At 61.8% G+C, this 20,302-nt stretch carries 18 protein-coding genes and 1 pseudogene; 4 read left to right on the top strand and 15 right to left on the bottom strand.

The features are described from left to right. Positions 1-40: 40 nt before the first annotated feature. The 15 genes and pseudogenes from BI364_RS05455 to leuC form a co-directional block, all read right to left on the bottom strand. The gene (locus BI364_RS05455) at positions 41-532 is read right to left on the bottom strand and encodes a CvpA family protein (protein WP_070077878.1); all 492 of its coding nucleotides are present in this window, start codon (positions 530-532) and stop codon (positions 41-43) included. Then, positions 529-1,191 (bottom strand): SPOR domain-containing protein, encoded by a 663-nt coding sequence (locus tag BI364_RS05450; protein ID WP_070077877.1) that lies wholly within the window; start codon positions 1,189-1,191, stop codon positions 529-531. The genes BI364_RS05455 and BI364_RS05450 overlap by 4 nt, the downstream gene beginning before the upstream one ends. A gap of 32 nt (positions 1,192-1,223) precedes the next feature. Continuing rightward, positions 1,224-2,480: a bifunctional tetrahydrofolate synthase/dihydrofolate synthase gene (folC, locus tag BI364_RS05445; protein ID WP_070077876.1), complete on the bottom strand. Its 1,257-nt coding sequence runs from the start codon at positions 2,478-2,480 to the stop codon at positions 1,224-1,226. Between the two features lie 7 nt (positions 2,481-2,487). Continuing rightward, on the bottom strand, positions 2,488-3,372 hold the full coding sequence (gene accD / locus BI364_RS05440) for an acetyl-CoA carboxylase, carboxyltransferase subunit beta (protein WP_070077875.1): 885 nt from the start codon (positions 3,370-3,372) through the stop codon (positions 2,488-2,490). After that, positions 3,369-4,220, bottom strand: a complete 852-nt coding sequence (trpA, locus tag BI364_RS05435; RefSeq protein ID WP_070077874.1) for a tryptophan synthase subunit alpha — start codon at positions 4,218-4,220, stop codon at positions 3,369-3,371. Before trpA ends, accD begins: the two co-directional genes overlap by 4 nt. Then, the gene (trpB, locus tag BI364_RS05430; RefSeq protein ID WP_070077873.1) at positions 4,217-5,449 is read right to left on the bottom strand and encodes a tryptophan synthase subunit beta; all 1,233 of its coding nucleotides are present in this window, start codon (positions 5,447-5,449) and stop codon (positions 4,217-4,219) included. The genes trpA and trpB overlap by 4 nt, the downstream gene beginning before the upstream one ends. Beyond that, positions 5,433-6,077, bottom strand: coding sequence for a phosphoribosylanthranilate isomerase (locus tag BI364_RS05425; RefSeq protein WP_070077872.1), 645 nt, complete (start codon positions 6,075-6,077; stop codon positions 5,433-5,435). Before BI364_RS05425 ends, trpB begins: the two co-directional genes overlap by 17 nt. Positions 6,078-6,115: 38 nt before the next feature. Beyond that, entirely contained in the window at positions 6,116-6,892 is a 777-nt protein-coding gene (gene truA / locus BI364_RS05420) for a tRNA pseudouridine(38-40) synthase TruA (RefSeq protein ID WP_070077871.1), read from the bottom strand. A 97-nt stretch (positions 6,893-6,989) separates the two neighbouring features. Then, positions 6,990-9,974, bottom strand: coding sequence for a FimV/HubP family polar landmark protein (locus BI364_RS05415; RefSeq protein ID WP_070077870.1), 2,985 nt, complete (start codon positions 9,972-9,974; stop codon positions 6,990-6,992). 135 nt (positions 9,975-10,109) lie between these two features. Continuing rightward, positions 10,110-11,096 (bottom strand): aspartate-semialdehyde dehydrogenase, encoded by a 987-nt coding sequence (locus BI364_RS05410; RefSeq protein ID WP_267887970.1) that lies wholly within the window; start codon positions 11,094-11,096, stop codon positions 10,110-10,112. 54 nt (positions 11,097-11,150) lie between these two features. Then, on the bottom strand, positions 11,151-12,266 hold the full coding sequence (gene asd, locus BI364_RS05405; RefSeq protein ID WP_070077868.1) for an aspartate-semialdehyde dehydrogenase: 1,116 nt from the start codon (positions 12,264-12,266) through the stop codon (positions 11,151-11,153). A 52-nt stretch (positions 12,267-12,318) separates the two neighbouring features. Next, positions 12,319-13,391, bottom strand: a pseudogene (gene leuB, locus BI364_RS05400) (3-isopropylmalate dehydrogenase). Between the two features lie 56 nt (positions 13,392-13,447). Then, positions 13,448-13,927 (bottom strand): EamA family transporter, encoded by a 480-nt coding sequence (locus BI364_RS19105; protein ID WP_407639348.1) that lies wholly within the window; start codon positions 13,925-13,927, stop codon positions 13,448-13,450. Positions 13,928-14,441: 514 nt separating this feature from the next. After that, complete coding sequence (gene leuD, locus BI364_RS05390; protein ID WP_070077866.1) at positions 14,442-15,089, bottom strand: 3-isopropylmalate dehydratase small subunit; 648 nt, start codon at positions 15,087-15,089, stop codon at positions 14,442-14,444. Between the two features lie 14 nt (positions 15,090-15,103). After that, positions 15,104-16,507, bottom strand: coding sequence for a 3-isopropylmalate dehydratase large subunit (leuC, locus tag BI364_RS05385; protein ID WP_070079921.1), 1,404 nt, complete (start codon positions 16,505-16,507; stop codon positions 15,104-15,106). A gap of 148 nt (positions 16,508-16,655) precedes the next feature. Here leuC and BI364_RS05380 point away from each other — a divergent pair, with 148 nt between their 5' ends. The 4 genes from BI364_RS05380 to BI364_RS05365 are packed head-to-tail and all read left to right on the top strand — an operon-like array spanning position 16,656 to position 20,300. Next, positions 16,656-17,570: a LysR family transcriptional regulator gene (locus tag BI364_RS05380; RefSeq protein WP_070077865.1), complete on the top strand. Its 915-nt coding sequence runs from the start codon at positions 16,656-16,658 to the stop codon at positions 17,568-17,570. Then, positions 17,567-18,682 (top strand): ABC transporter permease, encoded by a 1,116-nt coding sequence (locus tag BI364_RS05375; RefSeq protein ID WP_070077864.1) that lies wholly within the window; start codon positions 17,567-17,569, stop codon positions 18,680-18,682. Before BI364_RS05380 ends, BI364_RS05375 begins: the two co-directional genes overlap by 4 nt. Then, complete coding sequence (locus BI364_RS05370; protein WP_070077863.1) at positions 18,679-19,440, top strand: ABC transporter ATP-binding protein; 762 nt, start codon at positions 18,679-18,681, stop codon at positions 19,438-19,440. The genes BI364_RS05375 and BI364_RS05370 overlap by 4 nt, the downstream gene beginning before the upstream one ends. Further along, on the top strand, positions 19,440-20,300 hold the full coding sequence (locus BI364_RS05365; protein ID WP_070077862.1) for an MlaD family protein: 861 nt from the start codon (positions 19,440-19,442) through the stop codon (positions 20,298-20,300). The genes BI364_RS05370 and BI364_RS05365 overlap by 1 nt, the downstream gene beginning before the upstream one ends. Positions 20,301-20,302 lie beyond the last annotated feature (2 nt).

Below are 20,302 nucleotides of genomic sequence, written 5' to 3'. Positions count from 1 at the left end.
AGTTCCTCCAAAGATTGAACGTGTATGAGCGCGTCTTGACTCAACTGTAGCTAATCTGATCCGCCAGTCTCGGCGGCAGATAGCCACGCAGCCAAAGGGCGACGCGTTGAAAGTGTTCCAAGAGATAGGAATGGTGCCACCAGCTCTCCTGTGGCAGCGCGGTCAACCCGGCCAGCAGCACCAGCAGCACCACCAGCAAGCCACCACGCGCCAGGCCGAAAAGAACGCCAAGCGCACGATCGGTACCCGACAACCCCGTGCGCTTGATCAATTGTGCCGCCAAGTTGTTGAACAGGGCACCCAGCACCAGGGTGACGATGAACAGGACGCCGAATGCTATCCAGATACGCAACAGGGGTGAGTGAATCGCCTGAGGCAGCAAGGTCGACAGACGGTCGGAAAACTCCAGTGCCAGCCAAAAGGCCAGTGCCCAGGTCGCCAGGGACAGGGACTCGCGCACGAACCCCCGGAACAGGCTGACGATCACTGAAACTAGGATGATCGCCACAATCAGAACATCGGCGCCGTTCATGGATAGGGAACCAACATACCCTTGAGCTTCACGGTCTTATCGATACGGCCCAGCATGGCCTCTGCCTTCTCACGCGATAGGCGCGGCCCCACGCGAACGCGATAGTAGGTTTTGCCCGCGTGCGGGAAGCGATCGATATAGCTGGAAAAACCGCCCTTGCGTAGACGGTCGCGCAGGACAACGGCGCTGTGTTCGTCTACGAAGCTGGCTACTTGCACGACCCAGGCGGAAACGACTGGCTTGCCGGCCGGCATGGTCACGCTGCTGGGTGGCGGGGCTGGGGCCTTAATCACCGGTTTTGGAGTAGCGCGCTCGTGTTCGACGGGCGCAACCGGCGGAGGTTGCGGTGCAGGTTGAGGCATCGCAGGCGCAGGCGTCACCGGTTGCACGACCGACGCCATGGGGTTCGCGGTAGCCGGCGGGGCTGTCGTGCTGGCCGCGGGAAGCGCCGTGACGGTGCTTGGAACCGTCTGACTGGTTGCCGGCGGCAATGGCTGTGGCGTGCTGTTGCTGAAGTGGTAATCCGGCTCGGGTGGCAGCTTCATCTTCATCGACACGTGATCTGAGCCTCCCCCACTGAGTAACATGGGGAGAAATATCACTGCCAGTGCAATCAGTACCGCCGCACCGATCAGGCGTTGTTGCAGACGCTTGTCCATAGAGGCCGTCGAGGTATGGGCGTAGCGATTGATTATACGCGGCCCTGGCGTACCACCGCCACGGTCAAGAACGAACCGAAGATTACAATGCGGTCGTCAGGCTCCGCTGCGCAGCTTGCCATCGCATAGGCATCGGCGATCTTCTCACAACCATCGATCCTGCCACGGAGCTGTCCCATACGCCCGATCAGGTCGTTTGTAGCCAAGCCACGTGGGGCCTCGAGGCCGCCGACGAACCAGTGATCGATCTGCGCATCCATCGCCGCGACAATGCCTCGCACGTCTTTATCCGACAGCGCCGAGAATACCGCCAAATTGCGCCCGTTCACTGGCGTTGCCGATAATTGATCTGCCAATGCGCGTGCGGCCTGAGGATTATGTGCCACATCGCAAACCACGGGACAAGCCGCATTCGGCAGCGATTCGAAACGCGCGGCAAGACGTGTCCGCGCCAGTCCGTCGGATCGGGCCCGCGCGTCCATTGGCAATCGCGCCTCTAGGCAAGCCAGTGCCATGCACGCACAAGCGGCGTTATCGGCCTGGAATACACCGCGCAGGCCGGGAGCCGGCAGGCTTTCCTCGCACCCATCATGGCGCCAAAGCAATCTCCCGTCGTGCCATTCAACATCGAAGTCGAGACCGATACGCAGTAAGTGTGAGCCGACCTCGGCGGCAGCGCGCAACAAGGTATCGGGGGGATTGCGATCACCGCAGACCAGCGGTCTGCCGACCCGCTGTATACCGACCTTTTCGCGCGCTACCTGTTCGCGCGTGTCGCCCAACCAGTCGGCGTGATCGAGATCGATGGTGGTCACTACGGCAACGTCCGCATCGAGGATATTGACCGCATCCAGGCGACCGCCCAACCCCACCTCCAACACCATGACATCGACGTTCGACTGCGCAAAACACCACAACGCTGCCAGCGTGCCGAATTCAAAATAGGTCAGGCGCAGATCGCCGCGCGCCGCGTCGATAGCCGCAAAGGCGGCACACAGGCGGGTGTCGTCGACAGGCGCCTCATCCACACACACGCGCTCGTTGTAGCGCTGCAGGTGCGGTGAGGTGTAGGCACCGACACGATAGCCGGCCACACATAGCATCGAGGAGAGCATGGCCACCACCGACCCCTTGCCGTTGGTACCCGCCACGGTGATTACTGGGCAATTCGGATGCGTCAGACCCAGGCGTTCGGCCACGGCGCGCACGCGTTCGAGCCCCAGGTCGATGGCCTTGGGCGCAAGGGTCTCCTGCCAGTTCAGCCAGGCACTCAGCGTCGTGAAGCGCATGCCGGACTCAGGGCGCCTCAAGCAACTCCGGTTCAGGCGCCGGTCGATGTGTGAGAATTGCCAGCAAGCTGGCGAGGCGGTCACGCAGTTCGCGGCGGTCCACGATCAAGTCGATCGCACCGCGGTCGAGCAGGAATTCGCTGCGCTGAAAACCCTCCGGCAGGGTCTCGCGTACGGTTTGCTCGATAACACGCGGACCGGCAAAACCGATCAGCGCGACAGGCTCGGCGACATTGACGTCGCCCAGCATGGCGAGACTGGCCGACACACCGCCCATGGTGGGATCGGTCAATACCGACACGTAGGGCACGCCCGCCTCCGACAGCCGCGCCAGCGCGGCGCTCGTTTTCGCCATCTGCATCAGTGAGAACAAGGCTTCTTGCATGCGAGCCCCTCCGCTGGCCGAAAAGCAGATCAAGGGCGCACCGGTTTCACGCGCGACCGTCGCGCCGCGCACGAAACGCTCGCCTACGACGGACCCCATCGAACCGCCCATGAAATTGAAATCGAAGGCGGCGGCCACGACTGGCTGTCCCTTCAGAGTACCTCGTATCGCTACCAGCGCGTCCTTCTCGCCGGTCTTCTTCTGCGCCTGAATCAGGCGATCCCGATATTTTTTGCTGTCGCGAAAACGCAGCGCATCGACGGGCGCAAGCTCGGCGCCGATTTCAACCTGCTCGCCAGGATCAAGAAAGGTCTCGAGGCGCCGACGGGCACCGATACGCATATGGTGACTGCACTTGGGGCAGACATCCAGATTGCGTTCAAGCTCGGCGCGGTAGAGCACACCTTTGCAAACCGGACATTTTTCCCACAGCCCCTCAGGCACTCCGCGCTTGGCCGTCGCCTCCGTACGGATACGCGAAGGGATCAGCTTCTGATACCAAGTCATCGAATACCCCCTGCGCCCGGTTGAGCTGTCGCCCGCTCGGACGATGATGCGTCTATTGCCTCGCGCATGCCCCCGATGAGGTGCGCGACGGCCTCGATCAAGCGCTCCGGTTCACTGCCGTGAGCCTCGATCAACCGCACGACCGCACTACCAACCACCACGGCATCGGCCACGGCTGCAACACGCCCAGCGGTTTCGGCATCATTGATACCGAAACCTACGCCCACTGGCAGATCGGTGTGCCTGCGAATCGCCTCGACGCGTTCTGCCACGGACTCGACGTCCAGCGTCGTCGCACCCGTGACGCCTTTGAGTGAAACGTAGTAAACGAATCCCTGTGCCTGTTTGCAGATCGATTCGATACGTGCATCCACACTGGTCGGCGCAATCAGAAAGATCGGATCCAGACCCTGTGCACGTATCGGCCCCAGAACGCTGATTGCCTCTTCCGGCGGCAGATCGACGGTCAGCAAGCCATCGACACCGGCTGCTGCGGCTGCCTGCGCAAAGACCTCGTATCCCATGACCTCAATGGGATTGAGATATCCCATCAGCACCACCGGCGTGGTCATATCCTCGCGGCGGAATTCACGTACCAGTTCGATTACCCTTCGAAGACCAACATGGTGTACCAGTGCACGCTCACACGCGGCCTGGATCACCGGGCCATCGGCCATCGGATCGGAAAACGGCACGCCCAGTTCAAGCAAATCGGCGCCGCTGCGTACGAGGGCATGCATGAGTTGCAACGTCACCTCCGGACTCGGGTCGCCAGCCGTGATATAGGTCACCAGCGCCTTGCGCCCCTGACGTTGCAAGCGATCGAAACGTTCCTTGATCAGGCTCACAGCTCGATCCCCTCGATACGAGCAACGGTATTGATGTCCTTATCGCCACGCCCGGACAAATTGACCACAACGTGCTGGTCTGGCCGCATGTCGGCAGCAAGCTTGGTCACATAGGCCAGTGCGTGACTCGATTCCAGTGCCGGTATGATGCCCTCGGTACGGGTCAGCGCATGAAATGCAGCCATCGCTTCGTCATCGTCAATGCTCACGTATTGGGCACGGCCGATATCCTTGAGCCACGCGTGCTCCGGGCCAACCCCGGGGTAATCGAGACCCGCGGACACGGAGTGCGTCGCCATGATCTGGCCGTCGTCGTCCTCCATCAGATACGTCCGGTTCCCGTGCAAGACGCCAGGGCGACCGGCCGAAAGTGGCGCCGCGTGCTCGCCGCTGGCAATGCCGTGCCCACCTGCTTCGACACCGTACATTGCGACATTGCTGTCGCCGAGAAATGGATGAAACAGGCCGATGGCATTGGAACCGCCCCCGACACAGGCAACCAAGGCATCCGGCAGGGCGCCGAACTGCGCGAGACACTGCGTGCGGGCTTCACGGCCGATCACGGCCTGGAAATCACGCACGAGTTGTGGATATGGGTGCGGCCCCGCCGCCGTACCAATGATGTAGAAGGTCGAATCGATGTTCGTGACCCAGTCGCGCATGGCCTCGTTCATCGCGTCCTTGAGTGTTCGCGAACCCGAAGTCACCGGTACCACCTCGGCGCCAAGCAGTTTCATGCGAAAGACATTCGGTGCCTGACGCTGGATGTCCTCTGCGCCCATATAAACCACGCATTCCAGGCCAAGACGCGCCGCGACGGTTGCCGATGCAACCCCATGTTGACCTGCGCCCGTTTCCGCGATGATTCGCGTCTTGCCCATGCTCTTGGCCAGCAGCGCCTGCCCGACGGTGTTGTTGATCTTGTGGGCACCGGTATGGTTGAGGTCTTCGCGCTTGAGATGGATCTGCGCACCGCCCAACTCACGACTCCAGCGCACCGCGTGATAGAGCGGACTCGGACGACCGACATAGTGAGCCAGATCGGCATCGAGTTCCGCCAAGAACGCAGGATCCACCCGCAGCCGCTCATATGCCTGTTGCAGGTTGAGCAGCGATTCCATCAGCGTTTCCGCCACAAAACATCCGCCATAGGGACCAAAATGCCCGTGCGCGTCCGGATAGTCGGCCCAGTTCGTCGATTCAGATTGGAGCTTATTGAGCGTCGCCACGCCTCACCTCGTTTACAAAACGCATTATCAGGTCGGAATCCTTGATGCCGGGCGCTGTCTCGACACCGCTACTCACGTCCACAGCATATGGGCGCATCCGGCCTATGGCTTCCCCCACGTTTCCGGGGTTCAATCCGCCCGCCAGGATGATGGGTCTGGGTAGCACCGGCGGTGCAAGACCCCAGTCGAAGGTTCGCCCTGTCCCCCCTGCCTCACCTTGGCCATGGCTATCCAGCAGAAAGCCGCGCGCATCCTCGTAACGCGCCGCGTAGCTTACGGGATCCCCCTGACCGAGCATACCAACTGCCTTGAGATAGGGATAACCCGATGCCCGACAGACCTCAGGTGCTTCATCGCCGTGAAACTGTAGTAGGTCCAGTCCGACGAGCGATGCCACCTCACGGACCCAATTTTCATCCGCATCGAGAAACAGCCCGACGGTGTTCACGAAGGGCGGTAGCCTTCGCACAATGTCACGTGCAATCGCTGGGTCTATATAGCGCGGGCTACGCGGGTAGAAGACAAATCCGAGCGCATCGGCCCCCGCCTCAGTCGCAGCCAGCGCATCGGCCTGCCGTGTAATGCCGCAAATTTTAATTCGTGTCCGCACGTTCGCCGCGTCGATCATTGCTGCAAGCCCGACAGGTTAGCAGAATTGACCCACGCTCAGAAGCGCGGCGGCCGCGATGGCTGCGGCAGGCTATAAACATCTGGATACTCGGCATGGACAAAATAGAGTCCATCGCCCGGTGCCGTCACGCCGCCCCGAGTCCTATCCCGATATTCGAGTATTTCGCGACTCCAATCGGCCGTCTGCTCCCCCTTGCCAATGGCAATCAGAACACCGGCAATATTACGGACCATATGATGCAGGAAAGCATTGGCGTGTATATCCAGGTAAAGACAGTCATCTTCACGCGTCAGCACAATGCTGTGAACCGTACGTATCGGACTCTTGGCCTGGCATGCCAGCGCCCGGTAACTCGAAAAATCATGCCTGCCAACCAAGTGGCTGGCCGCCTCGCGCATTGGGGTCAGATCGAGTGGCGCATGTTGCCAAGTCACCTTGCCACGCAGCAGGCCCGGACGAACCCATCGGTTCAAAATCACATAGCGATAGCGTCGCGAAAGCGCTGAAAATCGCGCGTGAAAGGTCTCGTCGACCTCGCTTGCCCACTGTACGCTGATCTCACCTGGCAGATTCGCATTAGCTCCGAGCACCCAAGAACGCAACGAGCGCAACACTTGTGCATCGAAATGCGCTACCTGTCCCACCGCATGCACACCAGCATCCGTCCGCCCCGCACACACCAGGTTCACGGGGGCATCGGCCACCTTCGACAGTGCCTTTTCGAGGCATTCCTGAACCGTACGCGTACCCGTCTGGCGCTGCCAGCCGGAAAAACCCCGGCCGTCGTATTCGATCCCCAGTGCTATGCGCATCACCCGCCTGTTCGATTTCGCATCCCGTAAATACAAAAGGCCGGGTCAACGGGGACCCGGCCTCCTCAAGGCCCCGTTACGCAACGGGGCCGAAGCGCTAACCGATCTGCTTGAGCAGCGACTCCGCTTCCTCACGCTGTTCTGGCGAACCTTCCGCCAGTACTTCCTGCAAGGTGCTTTGCGCTCCGTCTTCATCGCCCATGTCGATATAAGCCTTCGCAAGATCGAGCTTGGTCGCAACTTCGTCACCGTCGGTGATCAAACCACTGCCTTCCGTGGCGGGTTCGGCATCCACTTCCCCAACATCGAACTCCAAATCATCAAGCTCGCCGAAGGCGTCAAGATCATCGAGTTCGGATGCCGACGAAAGCAGTTCAGCATCGACGGCAGTCGAATCAAGCTCCGATTCCGATTCCGATTCCGATTCCGATTCCGATTCCGATTCCGGCTCCGGCTCCGGCTCCGGCTCCGGCTCCGGCGGGGATTGCAAGATCTGGCTATCAATCGGTGCTTCACCCGCCTCGGTCAGCGCCGTGTCGCCAGCAAGATCCATGTCGAAATCAAGCGCATCCATCTCCTCATCGGCAGCCGGGGTCGTCAAGCCCCCCGCCACGGTTTGTTCAGGTTCGGGGGAAGAGATGTCCAATGTCTCGAAATCCAGATCCAGGTCTCCATGCTCATCCGCACTTTCAGTCGCGACGGCCACATCGTCGGGGAGATCAAGTTCATCGATGCTGAAATCAAGCGATTCCAGGCTATCCAGGTCATCTCCGTCGGTCTCGCCGGCATCAACCTTGATCGGTGCGCTCGCCTCCGCCTCGCTTCCAAGATCGTCGCCAAGATCAAAATCGTCCAAGTCGAACGCATCGTCGGTCGTGGCAGCGCCCGTTTCCTCCGTGGCACCCGCCTCAACACCATCCAGATCCAGCTCGTCAAGGCTACCGGACTCGCCCAGATCGAGTCCGCCAAGCTCGGATTTCGCTCCGATGATATCGTCCGCGCTCAATCCACTGGTATCGGTTCCGGTAAACAATGGATTTTCGGGGCTGAGCGATTTGCCCAAGGTAGCGACACGCTGCCATATCGGATCGTTTTCTGCGCCCGGCACGCTGTCGAAGAGCACCTGCGCCTCCCGATCAAAGGATGGCTGATCATTGGCGCTGTAATAACATTCGAGGAGTTTCGAACGGTAGTTCAGGTTATCTGGATCATCCTCCAATGCCTTCTGGATGACGGATTCGGCCTGAGGATATAAACCATAAGCGATATAAACGTCGGCCTCGGCCAGCACGTCGTCGCTCGGCGCAGATTCCTCGATGGCCGGGACATCCTCATCGTCAAGCATCGGCAATTCGCCAAGCTCGTCATCGGCCTCGGGCGCACTACTCTCAATATCGGCGTCATCATTGGCACTGCCCGCAACCGCAGCCATTGCGGCAGCTGCCCCGGCACCGGCAACCACAGCGGCGGCTGCGCCAGTCGAGGCGGTTTCCGCTTCGAAATGTGGCTCAATGTCCTTCGTTGAAGGTCCCGCCCCATGATCGAGCCCGCGTACCACCGGTGCATGTCTAGCCTTCGCAGAGCGACGCACAATCAACCACAACAAGGCCAGTAGCAACAGCGCCAATCCGCCGGCTGCCATCAGATAATTCTGATTGCCGAACAACATATCGACCAGGCTGGTCTTGGCGGGTTGGGCCGGCTTGGCTGCCGGCGGCATGGCCGGTTTGACCTCGGGCTTGGGCGCCGATTGGGCAGGCGCGACGGCAGCAGGATGCATAGCGGTGGCGGCAGACGGCATGCTCACGAGCGGCGCAGCTGGCTTGCCGGTGGCGGCCACCGGCATTACAGGCATGGCTAGCTTGGTACCGGTCGTCGTGGCATGGCCGAGTTTGGCCTGCAATCCGGCAAGTTCCTGATTCTTGAGCTCCAGCAGCTTCTGCTGCTTGGACACGATGCCTTGCAGGGCATCGATGCGCGACTGCAGATCACCGATTTGCTGTTGATTTGAAGCCACAGCCTCTTTGGCAAGGGAAAGCTCATGTCGAAGTTTCGCCTGGCCCTCACCTTCGGCCATTGCCAGTTTTGCTCCCCCCATACCCGGCGACTTGGCCTCAGTACCGAGTATCCGCAGATGCCCATTGGCAGCCGTTGTTTCCTTACCATGCGCGGACATTGCGTTGGTTTGGGGGCTGCTGCTACCTGCGGCCTTAAGTTGGGATTCGGAGACCGTCTTGCCAGCCATACGCATAGCGTATTGATGCCATAGGGCATTTTGCCTGGAGACCTCAGCGGTCGCCTGGGCCTGGCTAATGCGTGTTAGCTGGGCCGTAGGTGGAATGCGCAGTACATAACCTGTCCGCAGGCCATTCACATTACCCTTGATGAAGGCTTGAGGGTTCGCACGCAGGATTCCCACCATCATCTGGTTGATATCAGTAGACGTGCTCGCGCCTTCGCGTTTGGCGATACGCCACAGAACATCGCCCTTGACCACACGATATTGACGTGCCGTACCCGCCATAGGCGTCGCCGCCGCGTGCTTGGAAGGTGACGTCGCGCTGGGCTTGGATGTGGAGGGTTGCATGCCGAGCATTGGTGACGTCATGGCCGGGGATGCGGCCCGCGCCGGTGGCGCGCTGATCGCCGACGGCATTTGCGCGCTCGCTTCTGAGCGCCCCTGCATGTAATCCGGTGGATTGAGCAAAATGGTGTATTCACGCAGCAAACGACCGCCAGACCAGTTCACCTCCAGGAGAAAATCCAGGAAGGGCTGACGTAGCGGCTGGTTCGTGCTGACTCTGATGACCGGTTTGCCATCGCTCGAGCGCACGACTTTGAATTGCAGGCGTCCGAGATAATCCGGGCGGGGAATCCCCACACGCGAAAACAGCTCCGATGGCGCCAGCACAGCGGTTACACCGCTCAAGTCGGAGGGATTGACACCCAAAAGTTCGATGTCGGCCTGGAGGGGTTGATTGAGGCTGGTGCGCACATCGATCGACCCGAGTCCTAGCGCCTCGGAGGTGACAGGCGCCAGCAGGCACCCGATGAGGGACAAGCCCAAGGCCAGTCTACGCACGTTAAAATCCCCTCGGTTATATGCTTATCGATTCATGCACGGGCCGCTTACGCGCAGCGTGCCCATACGGGGTTATTTCTACCGGACGAGTTCGATGCGTGTGTACATGCTCGAACTTCCCGCCGTAACTTTAGATTATATGTAGTCTTTTATCAAAATCTCGGCGATTTGAACACTATTGAGCGCGGCACCTTTACGCAAGTTATCCGCAACCACCCACAACTGCAGCCCATGCGGATGCGACTGATCGCGCCGTATCCGGCCCACGAGCACCTCATCGCGACCGGAAGCATGACTCACCGCTGTCGGCTGTTCCGGTAGCTCGACCAGCAAGACGCCAGGCGCCGCCCGCAACAAATCACAAGCCGCTTCGACCCCTAGCGCCTCGCGTGTTTCCAGCCGCACCACGCTGGAATGGCCGAAAAACACCGGGACATCGACCAAGGCCACATCGACGCCGATGCCTTCATCCGCCAAGAGGCGACGAATTTCACGCATCATCCTCGACTCATTGCGGGTATAGCCATCCGCATCCGCACCACCCACCATCGGGCGTACGTTGAAGGCCGTCTGGACATTATCCGTGCCGGCCTCGGCGGGCTGCGCGTTGAGTAGCGCGGCCGTCTGTCGCGCAAGCGCCTCGACACCCAACCGGCCGCCTCCTGAAACCGCCTGACACGTAGTCAATCGCACCCGCGTGATACCGACCAAATCGTGCAGGGGTTTGAGTACGGGCATCAGCGCGGCGCTACCGCAGGGACTGGCAATGATGCCGCGCTGCTTGTAGTCCGAGAGCGCCGAGGCATTGATTTCGGGCACAACCAAGGGCACATCTACGTCATCGACATAGCAATCGGAATGATCGATTACCACGCAACCCGCGCTCACCGCACGCGGCACATGCAGAGCCGCAACCTCGGCAGGCACTGCGAAAATGGCCAGATCGACCCCGGCAAAATCAAATGTTGCAAGATCTTCTACCGCCAGGGAACGCTTGCCGTATGACATATCCTCGCCAAATGAGCGCGCGCTAGCCAGCGCATGCACCTTACGCGCGGGGAAATTGCGCTCGGCCAATATCGCCAGCACGGCCTCTCCCACCATTCCTGTAGCACCGACCACTGCGACCTCATGGCGCCCGGGGGTTTCGTCGTCATTATTTTCATCCTTGTCGTTTTAGCGCCCTGTCTCGACGAGGATACGCAGAATCCTGCGTAATGGCTCGGCTGCCCCCCACAATAGCTGATCTCCGCAGGTAAAGGCGCCAAGGTAACGCGAGCCCATATTGAGCTTTCGCAGGCGACCGACGACCACGTCCAGCGTGCCGCTCACCGCCGCCGGCGTCAGGCCTTGCATCGAATCGTCGCGGCGATTCGGCACGACCCGCACCCAATCGTTGGCGCCCGCGATGATCGCTTCGATCTCGTCGAGTGCCAGATCATCGCTGAGCTTCATGGTCAGTGCCTGCGAATGACAACGCATGCTGCCAACACGCACGCAGATGCCATCGATCGGGATCACCTGCTCGCCGGCAAGAATTTTGTTCGTTTCGGCCTGTCCCTTCCATTCCTCACGGCTCTGTCCATTTTCCATTTCCTTGTCTATCCAAGGAATCAGGCTACCTGCCAACGGCGCACCAAATTGGGCGGTGGGTAGTGAAGGATCGCGTAATGCCTGCGTCACCTGGGCGTCGATATCGAGTATCGCCGAGGCCGGGTCGGCCAGCGCATCGGCCACACTGGCGTGCAGGACGCCCATCTGCGTAATCAATTCGCGCATATTCTGTGCACCCGCACCACTTGCCGCCTGATAGGTCATGGCGGTCGCCCATTCCACGAGGCCTGCGCGGAACAATCCGCCGAGCGCCATCAACATCAGACTGACCGTACAATTACCCCCAACCCAGGTGCGGCCACCAGCGGCGAGGCGCGCGTCGATGACCTCCCGATTCACCGGATCGAGCACGATCACCGCGTCATCGCGCATGCGCAACGTGGACGCTGCATCGATCCAATGCCCGTTCCAGCCGGCCTGGCGCAGACGAGGATAAACCTCCGAAGTGTAATCCCCTCCCTGGCAGGTCAGGATGGCATCCATTTCGCCCAGCCGGGCGAGGTCGTATGCATCCGCGAGCCGCGCGCCAGGACCGGCTTGCGGCGGTGCGGCGGCGCCTGGGGCCGAAGTGGTGAAGAACTGCGGCGCGATATGCTCGAAATCGCCCTCCGCCTGCATACGCTGCATGAGCACGGAACCGACCATGCCGCGCCACCCGATCAAACCTACCTGCATCATGATCTACCGACTCCTGCTATTCATTATCCCCTCTCAGGGGCAACCACGCGTCTCAGAGCGCCGCAACCACCGCATCGCCCATCGCGCGCGTGGACACGCGGGATTCGCCAGCACCGGCGATGTCGGCGGTGCGCAATCCCTGTTCCAGCACTTTGCCCACGGCCACTTCTACGCGATCAGCCAGTGCCGGCGCTCCCAACGAGTAACGCAACATCATCGCCACCGACAGGATCGTCGCCAAGGGGTTGGCCACGCCCTGCCCGGCGATGTCGGGCGCCGAACCGTGAATCGGCTCGTACAGACCGCAATGATCGGCATTCAGCGAGGCAGACGGCAGCATGCCGATCGAGCCCGTCAGCATGGACGCAGCGTCCGACAGGATGTCGCCGAACATATTGGTGGTCACCATCACGTCAAACTGTTTGGGTGCGCGCACCAATTGCATCGCCGCGTTGTCGACGTACATATGCGACAACTCGACTGCCGGGTAATCGCGGCCCACGCGCTCAACCACCTCGCGCCACAGTTCGGACACCTCCAGCACATTGGCCTTGTCCACCGAACACAAGCGCTTGCCGCGCCGCATCGCAGCCTCAAAGGCCACGCGCGCGATACGTTCGACCTCGGATTCACGATAGACCAGCGTATTGAAGCCTTCGCGTTCGCCGTCCTCACGGGTACGCACGCCGCGCGGTTCGCCGAAGTAAATCCCCCGGTCAGCTCCCGCACGATCAGAATATCCAACCCTTCCACCACCTCGCGCTTGAGCGTCGAGGCATCGGCCAGCTCCGGGTAGAGCAAGGCTGGGCGCAGGTTAGCGAACAGGCCGAGCGCCTTGCGGATACCGAGCAACCCGCGCTCGGGACGCAGCTCGCGCGGCAGCGTATCGTAGCGTGGGCCGCCGACCGCGCCCAGCAGGATCGCGTCGGCGGTGCGCGCCTTGGCGAGCGTCTCCTCCGGCAGCGGATGACCTGCAGCGTCATAGCCCGCACCGCCGATCGCGGCCTCATCGGTCCGCACATCCAGGCCATGCCGCGCCTTCAACGCCTCGATCACCTTCACCGCTTCAGCGACGATTTCGGGTCCGATGCCGTCGCCGGGCAGCAGCAGTATGGTTCGGCTCATGATCTTAATCCTCCACTTCGTGCATTTAATTAAAATTCATCGAAATCATTGCGGGTTCAGTGCATATCCGCAAAGGCAATGCCCAGCACGCCCAGGGTCACCAACACCAGTCCGGCGATTTCGCCGGTTCGCACCCGCTCCTTGAGGTAAAAATGCCCGATCAACAGGGTAAATAAAATCTCCACTTGCCCGAGGCCGCGCACCAACGCGACATGGGTGAGCGCGAAGCCCGCAAACCAGCAACCAGAACCTAAGGCCGACAAGATGCCGACCGGCGCGGCGCGGCGCCATAACCCCAGACACGCACGCAGCTCTGTCGGCGTCCGCAGCGCCATGTATCCCCCTTGCACCAGGGTTTGGCACAGGTTGGTGACCAACAGTATCAGCGTAGCCTTGACCGCCACCGCCGTGTCCACGCCCAGGTCCAGACTCGCGGCACGCAGTGCCAGAGCGGTCATCGCGAAAGCAAATCCGGCGCCCAGGCCGCACAATGCAGCCGGCTGGGCCGACGCCCGCAACAGTTCGCGAAGCCCCATTTTCTGACCTGCGAATGAGAGCAGCAATACGCCTGCCACCGCCAGAAATATGCCCGCCACCGCTATCGTAGGCAGTTGCACGCCCAGCACGACGATCGACAGAATCACCAACTGCGCCGCCTCGGTCTTGGCATAGGCCGTGCCAACCACGAAGTTGCGTAATCCGAAGGCCGTGATCAACAGGATCGTGCCGAAGATCTGCGCCACCCCACCCACGAGACAGAGCAATAAAAAGCGCCATGACATCTCCGGCAGTGCCGCCTGCAGCCACCACAGCGCCAGCCCCAGCATCAGTGCATCCAGCGGCAATGCGTACAGGTAACGCACAAAGCCAGCACCACTGGCGGAAAGCGCGCCACGCAGTTTGACCTGCAACGCCGTCCGCCAGACCTGGAAAACCGCCGCCGCGAGCGTGATCGGTATCCACGCAGGTATCGTCGTCACGCGTCGGGAAACTCCCGCACATCAGGCGCGCTTCGCCACACCTGCCGTTCCAGGGCACTGCGAAGCAAATTTACGGCGCCGCATCGAACAGCCACGGCGCCTCCTGCCGGCGGCGTACCTCGTAAGCGCGGATGCTATCGGCGTGCTGCAGGGTCAGACCGATGTCGTCCAAACCGTTGAGCAGGCAATGTTTGCGGAACGCATCCACTTCGAAGCGATGAACCATGCCGTCGGGTGTACCCACCGTTTGCGCCGCAAGATCGACGGTCAAGGCATAGCCAGGCATCGCCGCCACGGCAGCAAACAGGGTGTCGACCGCCGCCTCGTCCAGCACGATGGGCAGTAAGCCGCTCTTGAAGCTGTTGTTGTAGAAGATGTCGGCAAAGCTCGGCGCAATCACCGCGCGGATACCGTAATCATCCAACGCCCAGACGGCGTGCTCGCGAGAGGAGCCGCAACCGAAGTTTTTGCGCGCCAGCAGAATCGAGCCGCCGGCGTAACGCTGGGCGTTGAGTACAAACTCGGGATTCGGCCGGCGCCCGGTGTTGTCCACGCCCGGTTCGCCCGGATCGAGATAACGCCAATCGTCAAACAGATTGGGGCCGAAACCGGAGCGTTTGATCGACTTGAGGTATTGCTTGGGGATGATCGCGTCGGTATCAACGTTGGCCCGGTCAAGCGGGATCACCTTGCCGGTGTGTTGCGTGAATGCCTGCATAACTGAAGTCCTCCTTACAGCGAACGCACATCGACGAAATGGCCGGCCACGGCCGCAGCGGCAGCCATCGCCGGGCTGACCAGATGGGTGCGACCACCCTGCCCCTGACGCCCTTCGAAGTTGCGGTTCGAGGTCGAAGCGCAACGCTCGCCCGGCTCCAGGCGATCGGCGTTCATCGCCAGGCACATCGAGCAACCCGGTTCACGCCACTCGAAACCAGCCTCGCGGAACACCTTGTCCAAGCCCTCGGCCTCGGCTTGGCGCTTCACCAGGCCGGAACCTGGCACCACCATTGCCAATTTGACGTTTCCTGCCACCTTACGACCACGGGCCACGGCGGCAGCGGCACGCAGGTCCTCGATACGCGAGTTGGTACAAGAGCCGATGAACACCTTGTCCACCAGAATTTCGGAGATCGGTGTGTTTGCATCGAGGCCCATATAATCCAATGCGCGGCGCATGCCTTCGGCCTTCCCCGCATCGGCCTCAGCGGCCGGATCCGGCACCTTCGCATCGACCGGCACAACCATCTCCGGCGAAGTTCCCCAGGTCACCTGAGGCCGAATGCCAGCCGCGTCGATGAGCACTTCGCGCTCGAACACCGCATCGTCGTCGCTATGCAAATCCTGCCAGGCGACGACCGCAGCATCCCAATGCGCGCCCTTGGGCGCATAGGGGCGACCCTTGAGGTAGTCGATAGTGGTCTGGTCGACTGCCACCATGCCGGCGCGCGCGCCGGCCTCGATGGTCATGTTGCACAGCGTCATACGCCCCTCCATAGACAGTGCGCGTACCGCGGAACCAGCGAATTCGATGGCACAACCGGTGCCACCGGCGGTTCCGATCTCGCCGATGATGGCGAGCGCGATGTCCTTGGCGGTCACGCCGGGGCCGACCTTGCCCTCGACGCGCACGCGCATGTTGCGCGACTTGTTCTGGATCAGACATTGCGTGGCCAGCACATGCTCGACCTCGGAGGTGCCAATGCCGTGAGCCAGCGCACCGAAGGCGCCGTGGGTCGAGGTATGCGAATCACCGCAGACCACGGTCATGCCAGGCAGGGTCGCGCCCTGCTCCGGGCCAATCACGTGCACGATGCCCTGGCGCGGATCGTCCATGCGAAATTCGGTGATGCGATAGACCCGGCAATTCTCGTCCAGGGTGTCGACCTGCTGGCGCGAGACTGCGTCGACGATGCCTTGGCTGCGGTCGGTAGTCGGGACGTTGTGATCCGGCACGGCCAGAATGCTGTCGATGCGCCAAGGCTGACGATCCGCCAAGCGCAGGCCCTCGAAAGCTTGCGGGCTGGTTACCTCGTGCACAAGATGGCGATCGATATAAAGCAGCGCGGTGCCGTCATCCTCGCTGCGTATCACGTGGGCATCCCAGAGCTTGTCGTAGAGCGTCTTTGCTGTCATCGCCGGTTCCTCCTGATCGAGCGGCACAGCCTACGACCGCGCAACACATAACTCAAATGCATATTTTTCATGTTATAAATTCCAAATTGGAATACATTTACCAACCACCGGCACAGGCAACGGCAACGGCAACGGCACGGGATACCACATGGACATCAGCGCCTTGCAGGCCTTCATCGCGGTCGCCGAGCAAAACTCATTCTCGCTCGCGGCCGACGCACTGCATCTGACTCAACCGGCGGTCAGCAAGCGCATCAAGCTACTAGAAGAGGAATTAGGGAGCCGGCTGTTCGACCGCCTCGCCCGCCGCGTCCAGCTCACCGAAGCCGGCCAAGCCCTGCTGCCTGGCGCCCGCCGCATCCTGCTTGAAGTCGCTGAAAGCCGTCGCCGGCTGTCCAATCTGGACGGCCGCGTCGCCGGCGTGCTGAGCATCGGGACTTCGCACCACATTGGCCTGCACCGCCTACCTGGACTGCTACGCAGCTACACTCGCCGGTACCCAGAGGTCGACCTTGATCTCCACTTCATGGACTCCGAGGCCGGCTGCGCGGCGGTCGAGCACGGCGACCTCGAGCTGGCGCTGGTCACCCTGCCGCCCGAGACGCTACCGCGCCTGCGATGCACCCCGGTCTGGGACGATCCGCTGACGCTGGTCGCCGCTCCCGACCACCCGCTGACGACACTGCCCGCTCCAATCGAACTCGTCGCACTGGCCCGATATCCGGCGATTCTGCCAGCGGTGGGCACCTATACTCGCGGCGTGATCGAGCGCGCACTAGCCACGCACGGGCTGAGCCCCAAGGTGCGTCTAGACACCAATTATCTGGAGACCATCCGCAGCATGGTCTCGATTGGTCTCGGCTGGAGCGCATTACCTGAAATCCTGGTAGACGACAGCATCCGCGCGGTCGAGGTCGAAGGCCTTTCCCTGCGCCGTACGCTCGGCTTCGTGCGCCACCGCGAACGCACATTGTCCAACGCCGCACAGGCCTTGATGGTCGCCGCCACGGGAAAACCAGAGGCATTGCCGCCGGATGCGAAATCCGCCAAAGTCCGCGGATGACCTCCTCCATCGCGCGGCTACACGTCGATCCCGAAACTGTCCGGCTCACCGGCTGCTGGACCACCGCGGGCCTGTCCCGCACGGTTGCGCGAGTCGACCTCGTTCGCCTACCCCCCGGTGCACCGCCAGTCTTCGACCTCTCCGGACTCCAGGCTCTGGACACCACCGGTGCTTGGCTGATCCGCCGGGCCGTACTCGACCACCAGACGCAGGGTCAAGCGATTCGCCTGCAAGGCGCCTCGCCTGAGGCGGCCGCACTGATCGAGCTGATTGAGGCGCACCCGGACCCGCGCAAGCAGCGTATTCCCCCGCGCGGCGAAGGCGCGCTCGCACACACCGGCCGCGCCACCCTCGAAACGCTGCGCACGGGCTACGAATTCCTGAGCTTCGTCGGCGCCGGCACGCTGAGCGCGCTCAGCGCGCTACGCAATCCTTGGCGTCTGCGTCCACGCCAGATCTTGCTCACCCTGGAACAGGCCGGCGCCCAGGCGCTGCCCATCGTAGGACTGCTATCGCTGCTGATCGGCGTGGTGATCGGATATCAGAGTGCTGCCTTCCTCGCACAATACGGCGCCAACCTCTACATTGCAGATCTCGTCGGTATCAGTGTGGTGCGCGAGCTCGCGCCGCTGATGACCGCCATCATCATCGCAGGGCGCACTGGCTCGGCCTTCACTGCGCAAATTGGCACCATGCGCGTGACTGAGGAGATCGACGCCCTACGCGCCATGGGCATACGCCCGCTCGAAATGCTGGTCGTGCCCAAGGTGATCGGCCTCGTCATCGCCTTGCCGCTACTGACCCTGTTTGCCGATGTGGTCGGCATACTCGGCGGCATGCTGGTTGGCGAATTCGTGCTCAACGTCAGCCCGGAGAGCTTCATGGAGCGCCTGCATCAAAGCGTAAGCCTGACCAGCTTCCTGATCGGCATCGGCAAGGCACCGATCTTCGCCCTGGTGATCGCGGGCGTCGGTTGTTATCAGGGCTTCAAGGTGGAAGGAAGCGCCGAAAGTGTGGGACGGCGGACCACCCAAAGCGTCGTTCAATCGATCTTTCTGGTGATCGTGCTGGATGCCCTCTTTTCGGTCGTCTTCAACCGGCTATCGCTATGAGCGAGACGCCCATTCTGCGCCTGACGGGCATCGAATCGCGTTACGGCGAACGCGTGATCCACGCGGGCATCGACCTGGAAGTCCATCGCGGCGAAATACTCGCCTTGGTTGGCGGCTCCGGCTCCGGCAAGACCACGCTGTTGCGCGAAATGATCCTCTTGCGACAACCAGAAGCCGGTGAAATCGAGCTGTTCGGTCAGCGTCACGGCGCACGCGACCGGATCGGCATGGAGGCCGAAATCAGCCTACGACGCCGGATGGGCGTACTATTCCAGTCCAGCGCCTTGTTCGGCGGGCTCACCGTACTTGAAAACGTCGCCCTCCCGCTCACCGAACACACGCGGCTGCCGACCTCGCTCATCCGTCAACTGGCCATGCTCAAGATCGATCTCACCGGACTGCCGCCAGAGAGCGCAAGCCTCTACCCCAGCGAACTGAGCGGCGGCATGCGCAAGCGAGCCGCACTGGCGCGCGCCATTGCCCTCGACCCCGAATTACTGTTCCTTGACGAGCCAGGCTCCGGACTGGACCCAGTCAGCGCGCGCGCCATCGACCACCTCGTCCTTGGCCTGCGCAAGGCGCTGGCGCTGACAGTGGTCATGGTCACGCACGACCTCGCCTCGGTCGATGGCATCGCCGACCGTGTCGCGCTGCTTGGCGGCGGTCGTCTGCTCGCCACCGGCAGTCCGGCGGCACTACGCTCGCATCAGAACCCGGAAGTACGCACCTTCTTCAATCCCAAGGAGATGCCCGCCTGATGGAATCCCGCACGAATTACGCCCTCGTCGGCGCCTTCGTACTCATGCTAGGCACCGGCCTAATCGCCGCGCTGCTCTGGTTCGCCGCCGGCGGCCCCGGACGGCACGACTACGAACACTATCTTGTCTACACCACCGAATCCGTCTGGGCCCTGCCACAGGACGCCGCGGTCCGTTATCACGGTGTTCGCGTAGGGCACGTCAGCCAAATCGGGCTCGACCCGACCAATCCCTCACGTGTGCGCCTGCTGCTCGACATCGAGCACGGCACGCCGATCAAGGCCGACACCCGGGCGACGCTGCAACTGCAAGGCATCACCGGTTCTGCCTTCGTCAGCCTGACCGGCGGCGCCACGTCCTCGCCACCGCTGCAGCGCAAGGGGCAAGCCCCCTACCCCGTGATCAAGACCTCGCCTTCGTTGATGCAACGCCTGGACGTGATCGTCAATCAGGTTGGCAAGAGCGTCACGCAATCCAGTGAACGCCTCGCGCAATTGCTTAGCGACCGTAATATCGCGCACGTTTCGCACGCTCTTGCCAATCTGGATGCGCTGTCGGCCAATCTGGCCGGGCACGCAGGACGCATGGACGATGCCATCGCGCAATTCGACGCGCTGATGCGCCAAACACGCGCCAGCACCGCCCAACTCCCCGCGCTGATGCACCACCTCGACCAGCTCACCGCCGAAGTGAGCCACAGCGCGCGCGCAATCCAGCGCACGCTGCCACAGACCGATCAGGCGCTGCGCCAGTTCACCGCAACGGTGCGCAGCTATCGCCAGCTCAGCAACCAATTGCAACAGGACCCCAGCGCCCTGCTGTATGGCCCGACACCGCCCACGCCGGGTCCGGGAGAATGAAT

The organism is Acidihalobacter yilgarnensis (genome assembly GCF_001753245.1).
Classification (GTDB): Bacteria; Pseudomonadota; Gammaproteobacteria; order DSM-5130; family Acidihalobacteraceae; genus Acidihalobacter; species Acidihalobacter yilgarnensis.
Note: the sequence above shows the minus strand (reverse complement) of the source record. Positions and strands in the feature narration are given on the sequence as shown.